The sequence below is a fragment of the Dysgonomonas sp. HGC4 genome (assembly GCF_001261715.1).
In the GTDB taxonomy this organism is placed as follows: domain Bacteria; phylum Bacteroidota; class Bacteroidia; order Bacteroidales; family Dysgonomonadaceae; genus Dysgonomonas_A.
This window is the reverse complement of the sequence record NZ_CVRU01000158.1, coordinates 1-23,707: the sequence shown is the minus strand read 5'-3', so window position 1 is coordinate 23,707 and position 23,707 is coordinate 1. Positions and strand designations below refer to the sequence as shown.

21 protein-coding genes are annotated in these 23,707 nt (G+C 37.0%); 8 read left to right on the top strand and 13 right to left on the bottom strand.

The features are described 5' to 3' along the window. Nucleotides 1-58 precede the first annotated feature (58 nt). The 7 genes from HGC4_RS15050 to HGC4_RS15020 form a co-directional block, all read right to left on the bottom strand. Nucleotides 59-373: a chaperone modulator CbpM gene (locus HGC4_RS15050; RefSeq protein ID WP_050710962.1), complete on the bottom strand. Its 315-nt coding sequence runs from the start codon at nt 371-373 to the stop codon at nt 59-61. Nucleotides 374-468: 95 nt separating this feature from the next. Then, nucleotides 469-1,398 carry a DnaJ C-terminal domain-containing protein gene (locus HGC4_RS15045; protein WP_050710961.1) on the bottom strand — a complete coding sequence of 310 codons (930 nt, stop codon included), beginning with the start codon at nt 1,396-1,398 and terminating at the stop codon, nt 469-471. Nucleotides 1,399-1,619: 221 nt separating this feature from the next. Next, entirely contained in the window at nt 1,620-3,989 is a 2,370-nt protein-coding gene (pbpC, locus tag HGC4_RS15040; protein ID WP_050710960.1) for a penicillin-binding protein 1C, read from the bottom strand. Nucleotides 3,990-4,094: 105 nt separating this feature from the next. Further along, complete coding sequence (locus HGC4_RS15035; protein WP_050710959.1) at nt 4,095-4,955, bottom strand: endonuclease/exonuclease/phosphatase family protein; 861 nt, start codon at nt 4,953-4,955, stop codon at nt 4,095-4,097. A gap of 145 nt (nt 4,956-5,100) precedes the next feature. After that, nucleotides 5,101-5,622 (bottom strand): gamma carbonic anhydrase family protein, encoded by a 522-nt coding sequence (locus HGC4_RS15030; protein WP_050710958.1) that lies wholly within the window; start codon nt 5,620-5,622, stop codon nt 5,101-5,103. 57 nt (nt 5,623-5,679) lie between these two features. Beyond that, the gene (locus HGC4_RS15025; RefSeq protein WP_050710957.1) at nt 5,680-7,464 is read right to left on the bottom strand and encodes an aminopeptidase P family protein; all 1,785 of its coding nucleotides are present in this window, start codon (nt 7,462-7,464) and stop codon (nt 5,680-5,682) included. A gap of 62 nt (nt 7,465-7,526) precedes the next feature. Continuing rightward, nucleotides 7,527-7,877 (bottom strand): bactofilin family protein, encoded by a 351-nt coding sequence (locus HGC4_RS15020; RefSeq protein WP_050710956.1) that lies wholly within the window; start codon nt 7,875-7,877, stop codon nt 7,527-7,529. Nucleotides 7,878-7,971: 94 nt separating this feature from the next. Here HGC4_RS15020 and folB point away from each other — a divergent pair, with 94 nt between their 5' ends. From folB to HGC4_RS18540, 3 genes are read left to right on the top strand one after another with little or no spacing between them, the layout of a single operon-like run. Beyond that, nucleotides 7,972-8,325 carry a dihydroneopterin aldolase gene (folB, locus tag HGC4_RS15015; protein WP_050710955.1) on the top strand — a complete coding sequence of 118 codons (354 nt, stop codon included), beginning with the start codon at nt 7,972-7,974 and terminating at the stop codon, nt 8,323-8,325. 6 nt (nt 8,326-8,331) lie between these two features. After that, on the top strand, nt 8,332-8,862 hold the full coding sequence (locus HGC4_RS15010; RefSeq protein WP_050710954.1) for an RNA methyltransferase: 531 nt from the start codon (nt 8,332-8,334) through the stop codon (nt 8,860-8,862). Between the two features lie 12 nt (nt 8,863-8,874). Continuing rightward, entirely contained in the window at nt 8,875-9,489 is a 615-nt protein-coding gene (locus tag HGC4_RS18540) for a hypothetical protein (protein ID WP_050710953.1), read from the top strand. A gap of 26 nt (nt 9,490-9,515) precedes the next feature. Here HGC4_RS18540 and HGC4_RS15000 read toward each other — a convergent pair whose 3' ends face one another. The 4 genes from HGC4_RS15000 to HGC4_RS14985 all read right to left on the bottom strand — a co-directional run bounded on the left by HGC4_RS15000 (nt 9,516) and on the right by HGC4_RS14985 (nt 15,059). Then, nucleotides 9,516-10,751, bottom strand: coding sequence for a 3-deoxy-D-manno-octulosonic acid transferase (locus HGC4_RS15000; RefSeq protein ID WP_050710952.1), 1,236 nt, complete (start codon nt 10,749-10,751; stop codon nt 9,516-9,518). Between the two features lie 2 nt (nt 10,752-10,753). Further along, complete coding sequence (gene gltX / locus HGC4_RS14995) at nt 10,754-12,280, bottom strand: glutamate--tRNA ligase (RefSeq protein WP_185099981.1); 1,527 nt, start codon at nt 12,278-12,280, stop codon at nt 10,754-10,756. A gap of 317 nt (nt 12,281-12,597) precedes the next feature. Beyond that, nucleotides 12,598-13,794 carry a C1 family peptidase gene (locus tag HGC4_RS14990; protein WP_050710950.1) on the bottom strand — a complete coding sequence of 399 codons (1,197 nt, stop codon included), beginning with the start codon at nt 13,792-13,794 and terminating at the stop codon, nt 12,598-12,600. Nucleotides 13,795-13,964: 170 nt separating this feature from the next. Continuing rightward, nucleotides 13,965-15,059, bottom strand: a complete 1,095-nt coding sequence (locus HGC4_RS14985; RefSeq protein ID WP_050710949.1) for a glycosyltransferase family protein — start codon at nt 15,057-15,059, stop codon at nt 13,965-13,967. 133 nt (nt 15,060-15,192) lie between these two features. Between HGC4_RS14985 and HGC4_RS14980 the strand changes: the two genes are divergently transcribed. Beyond that, nucleotides 15,193-16,194 (top strand): Stealth CR1 domain-containing protein, encoded by a 1,002-nt coding sequence (locus tag HGC4_RS14980; protein WP_050710948.1) that lies wholly within the window; start codon nt 15,193-15,195, stop codon nt 16,192-16,194. A 21-nt stretch (nt 16,195-16,215) separates the two neighbouring features. On the opposite strand, the gene lpxB is transcribed toward HGC4_RS14980, so the two are convergent. Both lpxB and surE read right to left on the bottom strand, forming a co-directional pair. Beyond that, a complete protein-coding gene (gene lpxB / locus HGC4_RS14975; protein WP_050710947.1) occupies nt 16,216-17,364 on the bottom strand; it encodes a lipid-A-disaccharide synthase in 1,149 nt (382 codons plus the stop codon). 41 nt (nt 17,365-17,405) lie between these two features. Next, nucleotides 17,406-18,188: a 5'/3'-nucleotidase SurE gene (gene surE, locus HGC4_RS14970; RefSeq protein ID WP_050710946.1), complete on the bottom strand. Its 783-nt coding sequence runs from the start codon at nt 18,186-18,188 to the stop codon at nt 17,406-17,408. 608 nt (nt 18,189-18,796) lie between these two features. On the opposite strand from surE, the gene HGC4_RS14960 reads away from it, so the two are divergent. The 4 genes from HGC4_RS14960 (at nt 18,797) to HGC4_RS14945 (ending at nt 23,659) form a co-directional block, all read left to right on the top strand. Further along, nucleotides 18,797-20,443: an alkaline phosphatase gene (locus HGC4_RS14960; protein WP_050710944.1), complete on the top strand. Its 1,647-nt coding sequence runs from the start codon at nt 18,797-18,799 to the stop codon at nt 20,441-20,443. Nucleotides 20,444-20,472: 29 nt separating this feature from the next. After that, entirely contained in the window at nt 20,473-21,441 is a 969-nt protein-coding gene (locus HGC4_RS14955) for an acyltransferase family protein (RefSeq protein WP_082204197.1), read from the top strand. Between the two features lie 47 nt (nt 21,442-21,488). After that, a protein-coding gene (prfB, locus tag HGC4_RS14950; RefSeq protein ID WP_157258327.1) for a peptide chain release factor 2 occupies nt 21,489-22,602 on the top strand; the annotation gives its coding sequence in 2 pieces (ribosomal slippage) (nt 21,489-21,551 and nt 21,553-22,602; 1,113 coding nt in all). Between the two features lie 271 nt (nt 22,603-22,873). Next, the gene (locus HGC4_RS14945; protein ID WP_050710941.1) at nt 22,874-23,659 is read left to right on the top strand and encodes a hypothetical protein; all 786 of its coding nucleotides are present in this window, start codon (nt 22,874-22,876) and stop codon (nt 23,657-23,659) included. Nucleotides 23,660-23,707: the final 48 nt, after the last annotated feature.

Here is a 23,707-nt window from a genome sequence, read left to right as displayed (position 1 = left end):
TTTCAATAAATACTTCTCTCTAAAATAAAAAGAGACATCAATACTGATGTCTCTTTTCTTATTCGTCTATCTCTTCCCACAAGTCCTTATGATGGAGCGATTTTAGTTTTCGTAACGAGTATAGCTCTTGTTCCAGGCTCTGCACTTTCTGCAATAAATTTTGTATTACATCAATACCCTCTATGTTAATAGAAAGATCGTAATACCAATTAGCAAAACGCTCGAGATCTTGCAATTGAGATTCTCTTATATAATGTTCCCCTTCAACTATCTCTATTTCTATCAATCCTTCGTTCTCTAACAGATCGATGAAAGATGGTTCTACTTGCGAACTGTTACAGTATTCTTCTATTATAATTAGTCCTGTTTTCATAACGATATTCTTTAAGTAACAGTAAATATTAAATACAATATTATTCAATAATATCAGCTTATTGTACTTATACTTACCAAAGTAATAAATAGATATTAGACTTTGGATTGATAACTTGCAAGTTTTCTGAAGAGGTCTTTTTGCTCATCATTCAAACCTGTTGGTACCTTCACGGAGTAGGTGATGTATAGGTCACCAAACTGTCCGTCTTTTTTATATACAGGAAATCCCTTGCCTTTTAACCGAACTTTAGTTCCGTTTTGAGTTTCGGGTTTTACTTTCAATTTTACTTTTCCCGAGAGAGTATCTATCATAGTCTCACCACCCAGTACTGCGGTGTATAAGTCTAACGACTCATTTACATATAGGTCGTCTCCTAATCTTTTGAATATAGGGTCTTCTGCAATTACAAATGTGATATACAGATCACCGTCAGGACCTCCGTTTACTCCCGGTCCTCCTTGTTTGGGTAGTTTGATAACTTGTCCGTCGGCAATACCCGCGGGAACGGTTATACGTATATTTTTACCATTAACGGCAAGAGTTTGCTTATGTGTTTCCGATGCATCTTTTAAGCTGAGATGTAATTCAGCAGTATAGTCTTGCCCTTTGAAACCATGCGATCTGCCGGAACGCGAACCTCTACCTCCTCTGTTTCCGAATAAGGATTCAAAGAAGTCTGAAAATTCGCTGTCGTCACTAGAGTAGCTATAACTGGCATCGCCTCCAAATCCGCCGAAGCCTCCTCCAAAACCTCCACTTTGAGATTGTTGTTGACGGGCTTTTTCGTATTCTTCGCCATGTTGCCAATGTTCGCCGTATGTATCGTATTTTTTTCTTTTTTCGGGATCACTCAAAACCTCATTCGCTTCGTTAATCTGCTGAAATTTTTGATGTGACTCCTTGTCATCCGGATTCAAATCCGGATGATATTTTCTGGCTAATTTTCGATATGCCTTTTTGATATCGTCGGCAGAGGCATCCTTCTTTAGCCCAAGTACGCTATAATAATCAATAAATGCCATATTTTATTTAGTTTATAGAGTTTGTACTGATTATCGATTTTTCTTACAACTTGTTTTCCTTGTATAGACATATTAAATACGTCCATTTATAGGGTTTTCTGTTGCTTATGGAGTATACGTAATACACCCATGCATTTTTAATCTGTATAAACCCGTATGTTATTAACACTTTATTCTACTTATTCGTTCACTCCAAAAGGTAACAAAAGGTGTTTATCCAATTACTTTACAGTAAAGTTAAGAACTAATGAGTTGCCCGTTTCATCCACCACAGTCAATCGGTGTTTACCCGCAGCAGGAGCTAACTCTTTCTTGTGAAAGTTTTGAGTTTCTCCTACATAAGTGTCATCTAAATGCCAGTAGACTTTTGTCTGTGGATTGCGGTGAGCTAAATCAAAGATTACCTTTCCGGGCGATCCGTCCAATTGCTTCGGAATGCTTACAACCCCATTTGCAAACGGATATATGAATTCCATTGTTTTGGTTTGATCTTCGTTCATACATTCGGGCGAGAATGGAGGTAACATTTTATAAGACGGATGTTGTTCTTTGTAAAACCATTCCCATGAAGGCGGTAAAACAAACCACGAAGTTTGTATTATACCTCTGCTTCCTGCGCAGTTTTCATACACTCTGTATTTGAAATCTTCGGATACATTTATCCTTATATGAAAATCGCAGGCATTAGTCTCCATACCTTTTTTTGTAATCCATGTTGTATCAATAGATGTTTCAGGGCAATTTATACCCGTCAACATTCCGCTTTCTCTACAAGTTTCAGCTCGTACAAGATCGCTCGTAGGAGCTGTAAACCATTTAGAGGAGGGTAGCGAATTGAAGATGTCGAACATTACCATTCCCGCAGTTCTAGCACCCGTCAATCCGGGGCGACCTTCTCCGTCTGAATTTCCAACCCATACGCCCACTGCATATTTGGGGCTAACACCCACTGCCCAACCGTCGCGGAAACCAAAGCTTGTGCCTGTTTTCCATGCAATCTTTTGTATGGATGGGATAGACCTCCAATCGATCTCTTCAGGACGATTTACATTCGTCAGAGCATCAAAGGTTAGCCAGATAGCACCAGCTTCAAATAAAGGTCTCGTAATACGCTCAATGGGTTCGTTATTATCCTCGTTGTAGATATACGAGATCGGTTTGTGTTTCCAGTAACGTTGTTCGTTGTTGTAATCGTTCAAAGATTGTGCCATATGTGCGTACATCGACGTGATGTCCCACAATTTACCTTCAGCTCCTCCAAGAATAAGCGAAAGCCCGTAAGTATCGGGCGAACGTGACAAAGTTGTCATACCTGCTTCTTTCAAAAGGGAGTAGAATTTAGGTATTCCATATTTTCGAAGTGAAACCACAAAGGGAATATTGAGAGATCGTGCCAATGCTTCGGAAGCAGGAGCTGCACCATCGTAATTGAGACTGAAATTTTTAGGACTGAAACCGTTTATATTGATCGGTATATCTGCCAGTAACTGATTGGGCAGTAATTGTCCATCTTGGAGCATGGCACAATAAAGGAAAGGTTTCAGTATGCTTCCCGTACTTCGAGGTGCTTGAATAACATCTACCTGATTGGCTGATACGCTTTTGTCGAAATTGACATTTCCGCAATAAGCAACAACCTCATTCTTTTCTATATCGATAACTACGGCGGCGATGTTCTTTATTTCATTCTGTGCAAATTCGGCATTCCATCTCGATAATATATTCTCGACCAGTAATTGTCGGCGTTTATCAATAGTCGAATGTATATGTTTTCCGCCCTGTTCCATGTATATCTTGGTTACAAGGTGAGGTGCAACTTGAGGTAATGCATAGGGCTCGAAGGGTAGGGGCTCGGCTATCGAAAGCTCGTAATCTATCTCATCGATAATTCCTTTTTCTTGCAGACGCTTGAGTAGGTTGTTTCGTTTGTTTAAAAGTTTCTCTCTGTTACGCCCAAAGTGCATAATGGCAGGAGAATTAGGAAGTACAGCGAGCGTTGCAGCTTCTGCCCAAGATAGAGTAGATGATTGATGCCCGAAATATCGCCATGATGCGGCTTCTATTCCTACAACATTACCGCCCATTGGTGCATGCGAAGCATATAGATTTATAATTTCATCTTTCGAATAAGAGAATTCGAGCCGTGTAGCTAAAATCATTTCAATAAACTTCTCTCCGAAAGTCCGCTTTTCTTTTCTCGATAAACGGATGGTTTGCATGGTAATGGTACTAGCCCCACTTACAATTCGTTTCTGAGAGATATTCTGTTTAATAGCTCTAAAGAGCGAGATAGGATTTATACCCCAGTGATAACTGAAATACTGATCTTCGAACTGAGTAACACATACTCTGTATTTTTCGGGAACAGAATCAACGGAAGGAAAACGCCATTGCTGATCGTTAGCAATACGTGCCCCCAATAATTCGTTTTCTCTATCGGAGACCACCGTACTATATGGAACATCAAAAAGTGGCGAAGGTAGACAGAACATATACCAGATAACTAAAATACTGCACAAAGGAATCGCTATTTTGTATTTAAGTTTGGCATTCTTATATCTGTTTTTCCACTCTTTGATAAATTTTTTCATTAGGGCTATAACTTTGAGTAAATTAAAGTATTTGATAATATGTTTTTGGAGCTATAGCATTTATGTTTGTTATGCTTGTCAAAAGTAAATAGAGGTCTGAGACCTTTATTTCGTAAATTCAACTTCGGCAACTACCGGATAGTGGTCGGAAGGTATGCGTGGAACTCCATTCTTATCCCAATAAATATCGGTTAAGATGCCATAACGTGAAACTCTGAACTTCTTAGTTAGAAAAATATGATCTATACGTTCATCTGTAACACGCGTCAAATTGAATGCATTGAATGTCCCGTTATTGGCATACTTAATAGGTGATAAGTCGTAAGAGTCTCTTAACAGACCGGATGTATCTAAAAATAAATAACTTTCGTTATGCTGATCAACATTGAAGTCGCCGGTCAATATAGCTGATTGTTTTCCTGCTATCTTTTTAATTTTTTCAAGAACCAGTTTTGCCCCTTCTTTACGTGCTTTTACACCAACATGATCGGCATGTAAATTGAAGAAATAGAATTCTTTTCCGGATGCTTTTTCTTTAAATTTACCCCATGTGCAGATACGGATGCAAACGGCATCCCATCCCAGATTGGGTTTAGAAGAGTTGTTTGCTAACCAGAAATTACCCGAATCGAGCAATTTAAACTTATCCTTTTTATAAAATATGGCAGAGTATTCTCCAGCTTGTTTAGCATCGTCGCGCCCAACTCCAATATAGTTGAGTTCGGGTAATTGTTCTTTTATATTTTCTAATTGATTATATAATCCTTCCTGTGTCCCAAAAATATCAAAATTATGATACTTAATCAGGTTACATACTACGGGTAAACGTTGCTGCCAGCCATTACCGTTTTTTACATCATCCGCATTGTCGTTACGAATGTTGTATGTTGCAACAGTTATTTTCTGAGCATTCGCAAAAAACGAACAGCTCACTAGGCAAAGTAGTAGTAAAAGTTTAGTTTTCATTATTTATCAGTTTAGTGTTTTGTTTAAAATAAAAACGAAGCCAATTTAATAAAAAAGCCTCGTTTTGTATTTATGTTTTAGGGATGATTTATTATTGTTTATCTTTTATTTAAGAAAGTAAAAGTTAACAATAAGATTAGCAACCTTATTCTTCATCTTTGAACCAACCTGAATACATTAAATAGTTCTTTGCTATCTTTTGATTCATTTCTTTAGCCTGTTCAGCATCCACTTTCTTTACGAATTTGGCAGGTACTCCGGCGTATATGCTTCCGGGTTCTATAATTGTTCCACTGAGTACTACCGATCCGGCAGCAACAATAGAGCCTTCTCCTACTACTGCATGATCGAGTACTATTGCTCCCATGCCGATTAAAGCTCCGCTTTCGATTTTAGCCCCATGTATTACTACATTGTGACCTACCGAAACATCGTCGCCTATCTCAACGGTCGATTTTTGATAAAGTGTATGTAAAACAGTACCATCTTGAATATTCACACGGTTGCCTATACGTATTGAATTAACATCACCACGAAGTACAGCATTAAACCAAACGCTGCAATCATCACCCATGATTACATCTCCTATTATTGTTGCATTGTCCGCTAAAAAAGCATTTTTTCCTATTTGAGGTGTAAAACCTCTAACTTCTTTTATTAAAGCCATTGTTCTTTTTCTATATAATATAAAGTAATACGAAGAGCAGCAAAAAAGGGTGTAGCCTTAAATTGCTTTAGTCTTATCTTTCAACCATTCTTTTTCTTCTGCCGAAAGGCTTGGTGACAATCTATCATATACATATTGATGATAATTGTTGAACCATGAAATTTCGTCTTCGGTAAGCATTCCCTTTACGATTGGGGTCGTGTCTATCGGGCAAAGAGTAAGTGTTTCGAAAGAATAGAAAGCTCCAAACTCTGTTACACAATCTTCTTTTGTTAAGATCAGATTCTCGATACGGATACCGTATTGATTAGCTCGATAAAGTCCCGGTTCGTTAGATGTTACCATTCCCGGTTGTAATGTAGTCGGATTTTCGTTCATCCGTATATTTTGAGGACCTTCGTGTACATTGAGAAAATGACCGATACCATGCCCAGTTCCATGTAGATAATTAAGTCCATTATCCCATAAAGCTTTTCTAGCCAATATATCTATCTGGCTGCCTCGTGTTCCTTCTGGATATTTGCATGTTGCTATACCTATGTGACCTTTGAGTACCATCGTATAATCCTTTTTCATTTGCTCGGTAAGAAGTCCTACAGCAACAGTACGTGTAATGTCGGTAGTGCCATCAAAATATTGAGCGCCCGAATCTATTAGTTGAAGCCCTTCGGGTATCACTTTGGCTGAGCTTTCGGGTGTTACATGGTAGTGAACAATTGCTCCATTAGGTCCATAACCTGCTATTGTAGCGAAACTTTCTCCTACATATAGGTCTTGTTGACTTCTGTATTCGATTAGTTTTTCTACAATTGTCATTTCTTCTACTTCACCGGTTGGTACAGCTTTTTCAAACCACATAAGGAATTTTACTAAAGCAACACCATCGCGTTGCATTGCATTGCGGAAGCCTTCTTGTTCAGTTTCATTCTTTTTGCTTTTCATCAGATCAGCAGGAGAAGGAATATCTATGATGCGGCAAGTCTTTGGTATCTTATTATGCAGGGTAAAAGACACTTTTGAGCTTTGTAAGCAAATTCGGGTTTGAGCAGGAATTGAACTTACATAATCAAATATCTTATCATAATCGGCTACTTGTATATTTTCCTGTTTGAAGTATTGACCCATCTCTTGAGTTAGCTTCTTAGGGTTGATAAACACTACAGTTTCTTTTTTAGAAATATAAGCAAAGCAAACCGCTACTGGATTACACTGAACATCGTTTCCTCTGATATTGAAGAGCCACGCAATAGTATCTAACGATGCTACTAATAGCGAGTCGGCACCATGCTTGTCTATGATAGTACAGATTTGTGAAATCTTTTTAGAAGCTTCAAGTCCGCTATATTTAACGGGCAGTTCAAAAATAGGATTCAAAGGTATCTGAGGTCTATCTTTCCATATTTCAGCAAAAGGGTCGTAATCAGTTATTAGATGTAATCCGTTCAGATTCAATCTAACATTTAGCTGAAAAGCTTCGTTTGCTGCATATACGTTTCCATCAATGCCCACAGTATTACCTTCGGATAATTCAGAAATCAGCCATTCTTCAATAGTTGGGGTAGTAGGCAAGCCTTCTCTGAAAAGATCGATATTTGTATTCTCTAACTGCTTTGCAGCTTGAAGAAAGTATCGTGAGTCGGTCCATAAACCGGCTTTATCTCGTGTAACAACCACAGTACCGGCAGATCCGGTGAATCCGCTAATCCATTCTCTCGAAGCCCAATGTGCAGCAGGATACTCACTCAGATGAGGATCGGTGCTGGGGATTATAAACGCATGTAATTGTTTTTCTTCCAGAAACTTTCTTAGTGCTCCCAGATGGCGCTGTATTGTGTTTGCCATGACGTGCAATATTTAAGTATGGTGAAACTATAAGAGTCGGGCGTAGTAGTTGGGGACTCTATTTAACTTTTCATTTTGCAGGATCCAGTAAAACGGGCTCCCGGTTCTATCTCTATGATTTGAGTAGTAATATCTCCAATCAGATTTGCTGTAACTCTAAGTATTATCGTGTCTTCGCACAACACGTTGCCTGAAACTTTTCCAAGTAAATCAAGATTTTGACATTCTACATCACCCGAAACGTGACCGTTATTACCGATGATTATTTTTCCTTGGCTGATAATATTTCCTTCAATAACTCCATCGATTCGAATATCATCTTGCGTGACTAGATTTCCTGTCAGGACGGTTCCTGTCGATAATACATTATGCATGCCACTTGGGGCTGGTGCGACTTCCTTACGATTTAGCATATGTCAAATTATAATTGAGTTTATTCAGATAACAAATGTAAAAAAAAAACTTAGCTTTGCAGCTCTATTTTTCTACTAATGTATATCACAGGTTATGGAAACATACATATTACTTGAAAATGTCGAGATATATGCCAATCATGGTGTGTTTGCTCAGGAGACTCTGGTTGGAAATCATTTCGTTATAAATCTTAAGCTAAACGTTAATTTTGAGAAAGCCTCCGTATCGGATGATCTGGATGAAACTCTAAGTTATGCTTCGGTTTATGATGTTGTAAAAAGAGAAATGATGATACCGTCTAAGTTGCTAGAACATGTAGCTGGCAGGATCGTTAGAGCGTTAAAAAGCGAGTTTTCCAAAATCGAGAAAGTAGAGCTGAAAATCTCGAAGAGAAACCCTCCCGTAGGAGGACAAGTCGAGTTTGCTAGTGTGGTGATTATAGATTGAAATGTCATGAGAAAACTGAAAATAACGGAATTGAATAGAATTTCGACAGAAGAATTTAAAGAGACAGAGAAAATACCCTTAGTGGTTGTGTTAGATAATATTAGAAGTCTGAATAATGTAGGATCTGTATTCCGAACTTCGGATGCTTTTTTGGTAGAAGCAATCTATTTGTGCGGAATAACTGCAACTCCTCCTAATCCAGAGATACATAAGACTGCATTGGGTGCAGAACATTCTGTAACATGGCAATATTTTGAAGATACGGTAAAAGCTGTGGAGAAATTGCAAGAAAATAACTATACTGTTTTTGCTATCGAACAAGTAGAAAACAGTGTTATGCTGGATGATTTACAGCTCGATTCTAATAAGAAATATGCAATTGTTATGGGTAACGAAGTGAAAGGTGTACAACAAGCTGTTGTTGATGCTTGCGATGGCTGCATTGAGATTCCTCAATATGGAACAAAGCATTCTCTGAATGTAGCCGTAACTACGGGAATTGTAATATGGGATTTCTTCAAGCAGCTTCATTCTTAATAGATGTAGAGCATGATAAGTGAAAGAGGAAAACGCAAGCTTATCTATAACGATCAATTGTTTTATTGGTTTGTGAAATTAGATGAAGATTATGGTATACCTTATTTGCATATCATTTCGGATGACAGGCGGCTGTGTCTGGTCTATCGAGTGAATCAAATCAGTGATGAGTTTATACATCCGAAAATCAGTGTTCTGCAAAGTAATAGATTGAAAAAAGGATTATATTGCTTCTTCTCACCAATAGCAGACGAATTTATTTCTACTCATAATGTTCGAGCGATACTCAACTGGCATGAACAACAGGATGAGAATTTAGAACCAATCGAAGTGAGAGTAGTAGCTAACCCTTTTGAGGATATTGATTTTAAAGATGGATGTGTAACCCATATTGAAACTGATTTTTCCCGAGACAGTTTACGTGAAGATATGTTGCAGGTTATTTATCCGAAAGGCTATTTGTTAGATGTTGGTTGGTATGGTGCAAGTGAAGGATTTATCGTTTCTATAATCTATAATCAAGATTGGGAGAATCCTATAAGGAAAACAGGGAAAAGCATTTTTAATTTGAATGAGGCTGTTGTTAAAGCAATAGAGATTATTGGAAAGTTAATGATAAACGAGTAAATGCTTTAACTTCTAACTCGGCTCCTTTACTTCAAATCAATAATCTGCATTACTTTATCTACTACACCTGCATTGTTTCTTACATATTCTCCTGCAAGATTACCCGCAGAACTTAGTACTTGAGGGTATTCTAAAAACTCATTCATAAGACTCCAGAAGTTTTCGTCATCTTGTATCGGATATCCACCACCTTCTTCGATGAGTTGATGCGCCTCTCTGAACTTCTTGAAATTTGGTCCAAAGAATACAGGGATACCATATACAGCAGCTTCAAGAATATTGTGAATGCCGACTCCAAATCCACCACCTACATAAGCTATTTCGCCATACTCGTAAAGGGAAGACAATAAGCCGAAAGAATCGACTATAAGACAGTCGTATTGTTGTATGTTTTCTACTGTTGCCTTCGAATAGCGAATAGAAGGACGTTTCAATATACTCTCTATGTAGCTTAAGTGTGCTTCGTGTATTTCGTGGGGTGCTATTATAAGCTTAAGGTCAGGATTGCCATTGAAGTATTTTATAAATATATCTTCATCTTTAGGCCATGAGCTTCCGGCTACAAGCGTTATCTGTTTTTCGCCTTTTTCGTTTTTGGTAAATGCTTCTGCAATAGGAAGCGTTTTAGCTCCGGCTTTAATATCTAAAACCCGATCGAAGCGAGTATCACCACAAACTTCTACATTATTTACTCCAATATTGTTGAGTAGTTGCTTCGAGTTTTCATCTTGTACACAAATACAAGAGTAAAAATGAAGCATCTTTTGGTAAAATTTTCCGTACCATCTAAAGAATATCTGATTGGGACGGAAAATAGCCGATACCATATAGGTCGGAATTTGTCTCTTGTGCAATTGGCTTACATAATTGTACCAGAATTCGTACTTTATGAAAATCGCCATATGAGGGTTTGCCAGATTCAAGAAGCGTTTTACTTTACTCTTTCTATCGAAAGGTAGGTAACATACTATATCAGCCAACTCATAATCTTTACGTACTTCGTAGCCCGAAGGGGAGAAGAATGTTAATAGTATTTTGTAGGATGGGTGATTCTCCTTTATGTTTTCAATAATTGGTCTTCCTTGCTCAAATTCACCTAATGAAGCGGCGTGTAACCAAATATATTTAGCATTTGGATCTATTTCTGACTCAAGTTTTTTGAACACATCTCTGTGTCCTTTAACTATCAATCTGGCTTTTTTGTGAAAAGGCGATATGATATATACAATAAAAGCGTAAAGACCTATGATGAAATTATACATGCTTAAGCTTTGTATTCAATTTTAGAAATAGCAGTTTTTAGTCGATTAAGAGTCTCTTCTTTTCCGATTGTTGCTGTGATGTCAAACATATGAGGTCCTTTCGATTCGCCAACAATTGCTAGTCGAAAAGCATTCATTATATTGCCCAGATGGTATCCTTTATCTTCGATCCATTGTTTTACAATTTCTTCTTGGTTATGTGCTGAGAAATCAGAGATTGCATTCAATACATCAGACAGTTCAGATATCTGAGCAGACGAATCTTCTTTCCAACGTTTTTTTACTACTTTCTCATCATAGCTATCGGGAGCTTTGAAGAAGAAAGAAGATTGATCCCATAAGTCAGGAATTAAGTTGGCACGTTCTTTTATAAGACCTACAACTGTTTCAATATATTCAATTTTAGCATTAACCCCTTCTTTTTGCAAGATTGGTTCGAATAACTTTGCTAATTCTTGATTTGATGTAGCTTGAATATATTGATGGTTGAACCATTTTCCTTTTTCGAAGTCAAATTTTGCACCACTTTTGCTACATCTTTCGATTGAGAAAAGTTTGATCAACTCCTCCATTGACATAATCTCCTGATCGTTGCCCGGATTCCATCCTAGCAGAGCTAAGAAGTTAACAACTGCACTTGGTAAATATCCGCTTTCTCTATATCCCGAAGATACTTCTTGAGTCTTAGGATCAGTCCAAAGCAAAGGAAATACAGGGAAGCCTAAACGGTCACCATCGCGTTTACTTAGTTTACCTTTGCCATCCGGTTTCAAAAGAAGTGCTAAGTGGGTGAATTTTGGCATGGTATCTGTCCATCCAAAAGCTCTGTATAATAAAACATGCAGAGGAGCAGATGGTAGCCATTCTTCGCCTCTTATTACATGTGATATTTCCATTAAATGGTCATCTATAATATTTGCAAGATGATATGTTGGTAAATTATCTGCTGATTTGAATAATACCTTGTCGTCAAGCTCAGATGAGTTGATAACTACTTTTCCTCTGATAAGGTCGTCTACTGTAATGTCCTCATTAGGCTCTATCTTGAAGCGGACAACGTAATTTTCTCCTTTGTCAATTAATGCCTGAACTTCTTCTTTCGAAAGAGTCAGAGAGTTTTTCATAAGTCCTCTTGTCGAAGCATCATATTGAAAGTTCTCAATTTCAGATCTCTTAGCATCTAACTCTGCAGGAGTATCGAATGCCATATAAGCAGCACCTTTGTTGAGAAGAATATCAACGTATTCTTTATAAATATGTTTTCTGTCTGATTGTCTGTATGGACCGTATTGACCTCCAGCATGAGTTCCTTCATCAAAGTTAAGACCTAACCATGTAAGTGCTTCAATGATATATTCCTCAGCACCCGGCACAAAGCGTTGCGAGTCTGTATCCTCAATTCGAAGAATGAAATCTCCACCTTGTTGTTTAGCAAAAAGGTAATTATATAATGCAGTACGCACTCCTCCGATATGCAATGGACCTGTAGGACTGGGAGCAAAGCGCACCCTTACTTTTGAACTCATAATATGTATAGAATAAATTGAAAAAACGGCTACAAAAATACGCAAAAAATATCAATACTAGACTAAGGTGCTCGGCAAATAACTATCTTTTAATTTCAATATTGCTAAAAAAAGATTTTTATCATAAATTAATGATATATTTATCAGTAAAGCTTATTTGTTAAATTGTGTGTGTATAGATCCATTTTAGATGATCTTTAGTCATTTCTTTACAGACAATATGGATGAAAAAGAAGAGAATATATGCAGTTTATTGAACAATAAAAAAGACCCAATCTTTAAAAGAAAGGGTCTTTTTATACATTGTCCTACGTTATGGCTTATTTAAGATTTAATTTGCCTGCAATGTCTTTAGGAACAGCTTCTTTGTTTACAACAAAACTTATTGTTTTGTATTTTACGAAAGCCTCTGATGCATACCAGATACCTTTGTATGCTCCTGCTTCGCCCCAAGAGTTTTTCACTAAATAGTATTTAGTGCCGTTTTGATCTTTTACTATACCAAAAATCTGCATACCATGATCGTCAGTTGTCTCATAGTTATCATATCCTTTTTGGCGCATCTCTTGAGTAATTACAAGTTCTTTAACAGGACCTTGCTCTATTTTCTTTTTTATAGTTGAAGTCTTTTCAGTTGCGGATAATCCTAACCAATGAGCTTGGTCTGAACCTACATTTTCGGGAGCACTATCATCTGGAACTACTGCAATTCCATTACGAGAGAAGCCTACTTCGCTTACATCCGAAGCCCAAGCAATAGTATATCCTTTTTCGATAGCATTATCCATTACCTTTATCATATCGTCCAAAGGAACATTGTACGACAATGCCCAACGCCAGTTGTCTGGAACCTCTACTGCAAAAGGTGCATAAAATGGGTGATGTGTAAAAGAGGTAAATGATGCATAGTTATTGCTGTTTAAGCCAAGCTCTTTAGCAAAACTTTGTGGTGTATAGCTCTTACCCTTGTATGTAAAATTTTCAGGCTTTTGTCCTAAAAAAGCATCAAGTATTCCAGTGAATCCATTGTACCAAGCAGTTGAAAGCTTTCTGTTACCATTCTTCATGATACCGTTGATGTATCCTGTAAGACCATCAGCCATTTCGCCATGCTTGTGTCCGGTTTCGCCATAGCTAAGCCCAGGCATAGCTTCTTCGGGTACAACTCCATATTCGTTCAGTGTTTCGATAACATCGGCAAACGAACCTCCTTGTGCAAAGTTTAGGCTTCCGTTCAAACGGATATATTTTACAGCTTTGTCTTCATAGTTTCGACGTACAATATACATTTCGGAAATATCTTGTTCTCCTTTTCCCATTTTCAATAGCTCTGACTCTAAAAAGCCAACGCCTGAAAATGACCAACATGTGCCACTACTTCCCTGATTTTTTATAGAAGTGATTGGGTTTTCTTTTACTACAGAAAACTGATAACCGGATGAGCCCGTGTTATCGTTTTGTGCCCATGCTGATACAGCTATCAATAGAGCAACGGATGCTACAAAAAGTTTCTTCATATTATATGTTTTTTTAGTATCACAAAGGTAAAGAAATAACTATAAAGACTGTATTTTTTATCTTAAAAGAGTTAATCGGTAGATGAAAGTATTTAAATGAACAGTTTTCTTATTCTAAAAGATTATAGTTTTTGTTCTGATCTAAATATCAAAGAGGTCAGAAAATATTTTTATGACCAAGTATCTAAATATTGCTGTGCTATTTTTAGATAGTCGTGATGTTGCTCTACGAATAAACGGCTATTAATTGATTGTAGAGGAATCTGTTCCCTATTTAAGATTAGATTCTCTAATTTGTTGAATATATCCTCCTCGCTAGGGAGTATATTTATGATAGGATGGTTGTTTTTTTTATTTAAGAGGTCGTATGTTTCGGGTTCTCCACCTCCTACCACTAAAAGACCCTGTGCCATGGCTGTCAACGCATTCATTCCGGGAGTGTATGAATAGAGTTGATCTAATAATACATCCGATTGATCTCTCATGGTGATGTATTCATCGTAAGGTACAGATTCTGCTTTGTGGATGATACATTCATTCGGGTACTTTAATTGTACTTCTTGCAAGCATTTATATAGGATATCAGTTCCTTTGATTTCGTTTCTCTGTTTTTGTATTCCTATAAAGAATCTAACCTTAGATGGATCTTTGCCTCTTTGTGTAAAAGCTATTTCGGAAGTATTGATAGGGGCAGGTATGTAAGTCAGCTTCTTCTCGAATTGTGACTTGTAAGAAACAAAGTATTCATAAAGGCAGGCAATTATACCGTCTGCTCTTTCGGCTATTTCTTTGTTTACATTCACTTTGTCTTCGTCAGTCCAAACTTTGATTATATCTTTTGCAGAACAGAGATAGTCTGATTGATTGGGAATATCAAATTCAGAATATCGAAAGGTGTTTTTGTTTAAACAAGCTTGCAACCAATATGCATCATTACCAAAAGCTCCCATGAAAACCTTCCCGTTGTGCTTTTTTAGATAATTGAAAGCCGAGAGATTTTTATAGGGTTTAAGGTCGAGAAAAAGAGGATTTATAATTTGTACAATATCAAATCCTTTGAATTGTCTAAAGTTCTTGCTGAGTAGATAAGCGTATTTAAGAGTGTCGATAATATTATCGCTCTTTCGCGAAAGGTCAATATCTCTTTTGTAATTCTTGAACCTGTCACCATTAGAAGCCACTACAACCGAATGTCCTAAAGCCCGTAGCCCTTGTGCCAAAGTCCAATGCAGGTTGCTGTATTCTCCCAATAAAAGAATTTTCATTCAAAAAAATATTGATGTACAAACAAAGGTATAAACTTTTGTAAAATTATACTGTTTATAAGTATAGGAGAATAGAGTGTTGGGGCTTTTTCTTATTAGGTTAGATGTTACAGAAAAGTTACGAAGATTAAAAATGAATACATCCAGTATCGATATTGTGTTGCCTTGGGTGAATGGGCAAGACAAGGAATGGCAGCAAAGTTTCAGACAACATGCAGGACGGTCGTCGATAGGTGATACCAGCTCTATTCGTTTTAGAGATTGGGATTTGCTTCGTTATTGGTTTAGGGGGATAGAGAAGTTTATGCCCTGGATTAATAAGATTCATTTTGTGACATCGGGGCATATTCCCGATTGGCTCAATCTCGAGCATCCTCAATTAAACTGGGTGAAGCACGAAGAGTTTATTCCTCAAGAATATCTACCTACATTCAGTGCAAATACGATAGAACTCAATTTGCATCGTATAGAATCGTTATCCGAGCATTTTATATATTTCAATGACGACTTATATGTTCTGAATCCTGTAAAGCCTTCACGGTTTTTCAAAAAGGGACTGCCTTGCGATTATGGTGTTATGACTTCGAAGCCTTCGGATGGAAGTATTATTCATATGGCTATAAATGATTTGGATATAATTGATTCTTTCTTCAATAAGCATCAACAAATAAGAAAATTCTGGAGGAAATGGTTTTCTTTAAATTATGGGTTTAGTCTATTGAGTAATGCCTTTCTGTTTACTTGGCGCGACTTCTCGGGATTTGTAGATCCTCATCTTCCCAATGCGTTCCTAAAATCTACTTACCACGAGGTGTGGTCTCAGGCAACATCAGTATTGCATTTGACATGTCGATCTAGATTTAGATCAAACACTGATGTAAATCAATGGTTGATACGTTATTGGCAATTGGCTGCGGGGAATTTTTACCCTTACAATACTGTAAAAGACACAACGTATGTAGATATTACAGATAGTTCATTGCTTCATATCTGCGATCAGATATCACGTCAGGAGTATGATATAATGTGCCTCAATGACAGTGTGGAAATCTTAGATTTCAAGCGTGCAAAGAATACTTTAAAGAGAAGTTTTAAAGAAGTATTTCCTTCAAAATCAGCTTTTGAGAAGTATTAATATTGTAGATTGATTCGTTCCTTATAGTTCTTTGTTAGGGCTTAGCTTCTGTATAATAATTTGTGATGCTTTTTGTGATGCTCCCGGTTTGCCTAATATACCGATAATGCGATCGTATCCCTCCAGCATATTATTTCTATAAGCTTTATCGTTTAGAAGTCTATCTACTTCTTCTTCGATGTTTTGACGCGAGAAGTATTTAGCAAACAATTCTTTAACCACTTCTTGGTTTGCAATCAGATTCACAAGCGAAATGTAAGGAGTATGCAAAATATGCTTGAATGCCCAATGTGCAATGTGGGGTACAGGCATTCTGTAACATACTACTTGTGGTACTCTGAATAGGGATGTCTCGAGAGTTGCAGTTCCTGAGGTTACAAGTGCTGCATCTGAATAAGAAAGCAAGCGGTAAGTCTGGTCGAAAATTATTTTGCAATTACTATCGCCTATATATGTTTTGTAGTAATGGGGGTCCATACCCGGTGCACCGGCAATCACCGCTTGATAGTTAGGGAACTTCTTTACTACCTCCAACATGGTAGGGAGGTTGTCTTTTATTTCTTGCTTACGGCTTCCCGCCAATAGAGAGATGAAAGGTTTTTCTTCTAAGTTATTTTCTTGTATGAATTTTTCGCGAGAATCTTCTTTGTTTTTTTCTTTGAAGCTTGCTATTGCATCAACTGTAGGGTTGCCTACATAATCTACCCGATAGTTGTGTTTCTTAAAGAAATCAACTTCAAAAGGAAGTATGCATAGCATTTCATCGACATATTTCTTGAACGATTTTACTCTGTATTCTTTCCATGCCCATACTTTGGGCGAGATGTAATAATATGCGGGAATATTAGTTTGTGTCTTTACAAACTTGGCAATCTTTAGATTGAATCCCGGATAATCTATTAGAATAACTACATTGGGTTGGTAATCAACAATTGCTTGTTGGCACATTTTCATATTGCGGAGAATTGTCCTCAGATTTAGCAAGACGGGAATGAAGCCCATAAAAGCCATTTCTCGGTAATGCTTGATAAGCTTGCCTCCTTGAGCCTGCATAAGATCTCCTCCTAAAAAGCAGAAATCTGCTTTAGGATCTGAAGCTTTAAGTGCAGCCATAAGGTTAGAAGCATGCAAATCGCCCGAAGCTTCTCCCGCAACAAGAAAATATTTCATATGTCAGATACTTTATAAGTAAATAGATCGATATTGTGCCCTTAAATAAGGTTTTCCAAGTTTTTCATTTGATCCACTAGCTCATGGTCAGTAAAGTCTACTTTGGTTGGAACAACCGAAGCGTAACCATTAGCTAAAGCCCATTCGTCTGTAGAAGTATCATCAGGAGTGTCATTCTCAAAATATCCAGTCAACCAGTATATTTCGTTATCAGCACCGTCTGCCGATTTTTTGAATTCTTTTACAAATTGTCCCGGAGCTTGTTTGCAAACTTTCAGACCTTTTAGTTCTTTTGTTGAATGAGGTATGTTTACATTCAGACAAACTCCTTTAGGTAGGCCGGTTTTAAGTACGCTTTCACTTAGCGAGCGTGTTATTTTGTACGTATGAGAAAAATCAGCATCAAAATGATGATCTAGTAACGAGAAACCGATAGATGGTACTTTGTATAAGCATCCTTCTATTGCAGCACCCATCGTTCCCGAATAGATAACACAGATAGAGGCATTGGAGCCATGATTGATTCCCGAAACCACAAGATCGGGTTTTCTATCTAATATTTCGCTAATTCCCAATTTTACACAATCCACAGGCGTACCTGTACATCCGTAAATGGTTATATCTTTCTCTATGTGTTTTTCTAATAAATAATAGCGTATCGGATGTATTGATGTGATGGCGCTAGACATTCCTGATCGTGGGCCATCTGGTGCAACAACTACTATTTCTCCTAGTCCGACCAATGATTCGGTTAGCGATTTTATACCTTTGGCTTGGTAGCCATCATCGTTTGTAATGAGTATTAATGGTTTCTTTGCAGACATAACAAATTTATATTTTACATTGAATTACAAAGATACAGAAATATTTTCGGTGAGCGATTTTACCCATTGGGGGATTATAGGGGGAAATAGTATTTCTTTCTTCCTCTTTCTTTTCTTTCTTAAAGTTTGGGTTATCGCTGGGTTGTTACTCAGTTATTTTGTGAATCCATCGTTGGGTTTTGTTTGTGTTCAAGTTGTTTATTATCAATGTGATAAGAGGATTGTTTGTTGGGTTATTCGCTGGGTTGTGCTGTTTTTCCATCTGAATAATTGTTTGTGGACCAACGATATACTCAATTTTGCTCGGTTGCCTCTAATCATGTCTCCTATATCAAGGCGATTCACGCTTTGCACTCCGAAAGTATCCGTGCTTCAAAAAATATGTCCGTTTGATAGATAAATAATAGCTTAGGGTATCTTGTAGGACTGTCTAATTTTATCTATTTATTACTATATCTTATAGTTGTGGCTATCCATTATTGTTATATTTTGATGAATAAATAAAAAGGGCAGAGGTTTAAAAGGGGAATGTTGGTCTAAATTTTCTACTTTTGTAGATACGCTAAGGTTTAGAACCTTAAGATTGATGTTTGGTTAAATATTATTTTATGAAAAAAACTATTTGTTCCTTAATTCTGATTCTTTCTTGCGGCTTGGTTTGGTCTCAACAATACCACAGACCGGTTAAACCAGTTAAAAACGTGATAGTAATGATTCCCGATGGTACCTCTATAGGAGTAGTATCTGCTGCAAGATGGTATCAAATATATAATAAGTTGGGTGGCGAGAATTTGAATATCGACCCCTATGTGTGTGGTACGGTGAAAACTTTCTCGTCTAATGCTCCTATTGGCGATTCGGCTCCAACTACCTCTGCATATATGACAGGTATGCCTCAGCGTACAGGTAATGTAGCTATCTATCCTGTTGCCGACCCCGAAAACGATTTAGTAAAGGTAGATCCTTCGATGGCCTATCAGCCGTTAGTAACTATTCTCGAAGCAGCCAAGATTCAAAAGAAGAAAGCTGTTGGGATGGTTGTTACTGTTGAATTTCCTCATGCTACACCTGCCGATTGCTCGTCTCACTATTATGCACGTGGCAAATACGAATATATTGCTCCTCAGATAGCATATAATAATTTGGATGTAATGTTTGGCGGTGGTAATTCTATCGTGACGGATGATATGAAGAATCACTTCAAAAAGAATAATACAACTTTGATACAAGATGATATAAACGCTTTTCGTTCATTCGATGGCGATAATAAAGTGTGGGCTTTATTTCAGGAAAAAGAATTGCCTTACGATTTAGATCGCGATGATTCGAAGATTCCGTCTCTAGAAGAGATGACCCGAAAAGCAATAGATCATTTATCTGAAAATGATAACGGATTCTTCCTTATGGTAGAAGGTAGTAAAGTCGATTGGGTTGCGCATGGAAACGATGCAGTAGGTTGTATAACTGAATACTTGGCTTTTGATAAGGCAGTAGGTGCAGCTATTGAATTTGCAAAAAAAGATGGTGAAACAGCAGTTGTAATACTTCCCGATCATGGTAACAGCGGATTTACCATCGGACGCAGAGATTTAAAGAGTTATGATAAAGCAACTATTCACGATCTGTTTGCCAATGTTTCGAAATACAAAAGAACAGGCGAAGGATTAGAGCGCATCTTATTACAAGAGAAACCCGAAGATTTTAAAGCTGTATTTAAGAAATACACAGATATAGATCTTACTGAGGACGAATTGGCTAGTTTGTTAAGTTCGAAGAACTATAAAGAGGCGGATTATATGAAGAAAGCCGAGAGTCAAAATATGGGACATGCCATTGTTGATATAATGAATAGCCGTACTTATTTTGGTTTTACAACAGGAGGACATACAGGTGAAGAGGTTTTCTTGGCAGCTTACCATCCTCAAGGAGATGTGCCATTGGGTATGAATACCAATATACAGATTAACAATTATCTGTCTGACGTTTTAGGGCTTGAAGAAAGTTTACCTGAAATGACCAAAGAGGTTTTTGCGAAACATCAGGAGGTATTTAAGGGATTAAAATGTACAATTGATAAATCGACCGCTTTTCCTCAACTAACCGTAAGAAAAGGTAAGAAGACATTAGTTGTTCCTGCATTTAAGTCGATTGCTTATGTTAATGGCAAAGAAATAGATTTAGGATCAGTAACAGTTTATATCGATAAAAATGATACATTCTATCTTCCTTCGAACTTGATAGAGCAATTGAACTAAGATTTTTGGATTAATTGGTAACAGGCTAAATGGAATTAAATCTTATAAGTAAGTATAGAACTCAATTGATGGGCGTTTCTATTTTGTGGGTGATGTTTTTTCATGCACATTCTAGAATTGAGTCCGTACATTTCCTTACATTCTTACAGGATATTGGATATGGAGGCGTTGATTTTTTCTATTTTTTATCGGGATTAGGGGTTTATTATGCTTATAAAGGAGATGTTAAGGATTTTTATCTCAGACGTGTAAAACGTATTTTTCCATACTATTTACCGTTGGTTCTGGCCTACTCTTTATATATGTATAGTATAAACTATATCAGTGGAGAGGTAGTTGTAACTAACATATTGTTATTAAGCTTTTGGTTTAATTTACCTGGGACATTTGATTGGTATATTCCATCATTGTTATTATTGTATTTACTAACTCCTTTGTTTCTTCATTACTTCAAGAAGAATAAGATAGTCCCAACAATATTAGTATTAGCTTTCACTCTGATTTCTTATTTCATTTTTGTAGATACTAAACTAAATCATTTGCTTATTGCGTTTCTCCGTTTTCCTGTATTTATGGGGGGGATTTGGGTTGGATACTTAATAAAGGAGAATAAAGAAATGCGAATACATTCTTTGTGGGTAGGTATTTGGGCTTTATCTTTTATCATAGGGATTGGGCTGCTTTTCTATTTCTTTGAATATCACCCTGAATTTAGGACACGGTTTAGCCAGACTATGCTGCCATTTTGGTTAATAACATTCCCATTTTGTCTGTTTGTATCTTATTTTCTTTCAAAATTTAAAAATTATAAATATTCAATCTTAACATTTTTCGGGACACATTCTTTATTGCTTTATATTACGCATGTGAAGATAATAGAGATAACATTGTTCTATGCAAATAAGTTTGTAGATGTTATAGCTTTGGTTTTAACTCTCATATTTGTGGTAGTTTGGCAAAAAATGATAGATGCAGTGATGAAACGATATTTTAATTAACTTTGTCAACTGAAAAATTAAGAATAATAACTAAACAATCATAGCATATGATTACTGTAGACCAACTCAAAGAAGTGTTGGAGCGCGAGCAAGCGTTGAGGGGGTACCTTTGACGTCGATGCAAAAATAATCCAATTAGAAGAAGAAGAAATAAGAACGCAAGACCCTGACTTTTGGTCTGATAATAAAGCTGCCGAAGAGCAGATGAAAATAATCAGAGGACTAAAAGGATGGCTTTCGGGTTATAATAAAGTAAAAGCAGCGGTAGAAGAACTACAACTGGCTTTTGATTTTAACAAAGAAGGAATTACTTCAGAAGAAGAAGTGGACGAGACCTATGCCCAAACAATAGAAGTATTGGAGGATATGGAGCTTAAGAACATGCTTCGCCGTGAAGAAGATAAGCTGGGTGCAGTACTCAAAGTAAACAGTGGTGCAGGTGGTACCGAAGGTCAAGATTGGGCTTCGATGCTTTTCCGTATGTATCAACGTTGGTGCGAGTCTAAAGGCTACAAGGTAACCATTACCAACTTTCAAGAAGGTGATGAGGCGGGAATCAAAACAGCCACTATTCAGGTTGAAGGAGATTTTGCCTATGGATACCTTAAGTCGGAAAATGGTGTACACCGTTTAGTGCGTGTGTCTCCATACAATGCACAAGGTAAACGTATGACTTCTTTTGCTTCTGTTTTTGTGGTGCCTTTGGTTGACGATACAATTGAGATTGAAGTCAATATGGGTAGTATTACATGGGATACTTTCCGTTCTAGTGGAGCAGGAGGTCAGAATGTAAATAAGGTAGAGACGGGAGTTCGTCTTCACTACAAATATAAAGACGAAGAAACGGGTGAGGACAAAGAGATTGTAATCGAAAATACAGAGAGTCGTTCTCAGTTCGGTAATAAAGATAATGCGATACGTTTATTGAAATCGCAACTTTATGATATGGAGCTTGAAAGACGAAGCCGTATGCAATCGCAGGTTGAAGCCGGAAAGAAAAAAATAGAATGGGGATCGCAGATCCGCAGTTATGTTTTTGACGACCGCCGTGTGAAAGATCATAGAACAAATTATCAGACTTCGAATGTCAATGCGGTAATGGATGGCGATATTGATGGTTTCATCAAAGCTTTCCTTATGGAATTTGGAGCAGATGTATAAAATAAAAGATACTTATTAAAATAGTATGAAAAAGGGTTGTCGTTTTAGGCAACCCTTTCTTATTCAAGACAGTTTGTTAATAATGATCGTTAAGGTAGGAGGGGATGCATTCTAAATTAAGATTATAATACTCTATATATTTGACAGAAGTTTTGGTTTTTATCATAAAATAACATAAATTTACATATTCTAAGTGGCTCTAATGATCAGATTGAAAATAAATTATAATATAAAGTGAACAAACTCTATTAACAACTAATATCTGAATAAGATGAAAAAACTAATTTTATTAACTCTTCTTATATTTGTCGGCGTTTCGCTGAGTGCCCAAGATTTACCTGAAATAGTATATCTTAAAAATGGTAATTTGATTCGAGGAGAAATTATACAAATAATTCCTGACAAGTCTCTAGAAATAAGATCAAAAGATGGTAAGGTGTATGTTTATGATATGGACGAGGTATTGAGCATCGAAAAGAATGCGGCGGCTGCACCTCCCAGAAGATATAATGATCGTAGAACATCATCTGGGCATTATGGCAGGCATGCGGAAGAATTTTCCGAGCCAATGTATTCATCAAATGAATATAGCTTACATGAAGGTTATCGTGGTATGTTCGATTTGGGTTATTCTGTAAGTGTGGATGTTGCTGAATTGAATAGATTAGAATTTACAACTTCGCATGGTTACCAATTTAATCCATATCTGTTTTTAGGTGTTGGTGGTGGAGTGAGCTTTTACCATGGCAACGATTCTGAGTCTACTGTGTCTTTTCCTATATTCATTAACCCTCGGATCGATTTTAATACTGGAAAAATTTCTCCCTTTATTGACCTAAAAGGTGGTTATACACTTGGTGAAGACGTAGAAGGACTTTATCTCTCTCCTTCTATAGGTGCTAGATGTGCTATTACTACAGGAACAGCAATAAATTTTAGTATGGGGTACACATTACAACAACTGGAAGTTCCTGTACTTAATGAATATGGGCGAAAAATTGATTCGTCTCACCCTAATATCGGAGCTATTACTATAAAGATCGGGTTTGATTTCTGATCAGAAATTATACTATAAAAAAGAGGAGCTGTTTCGATATCGAAACAG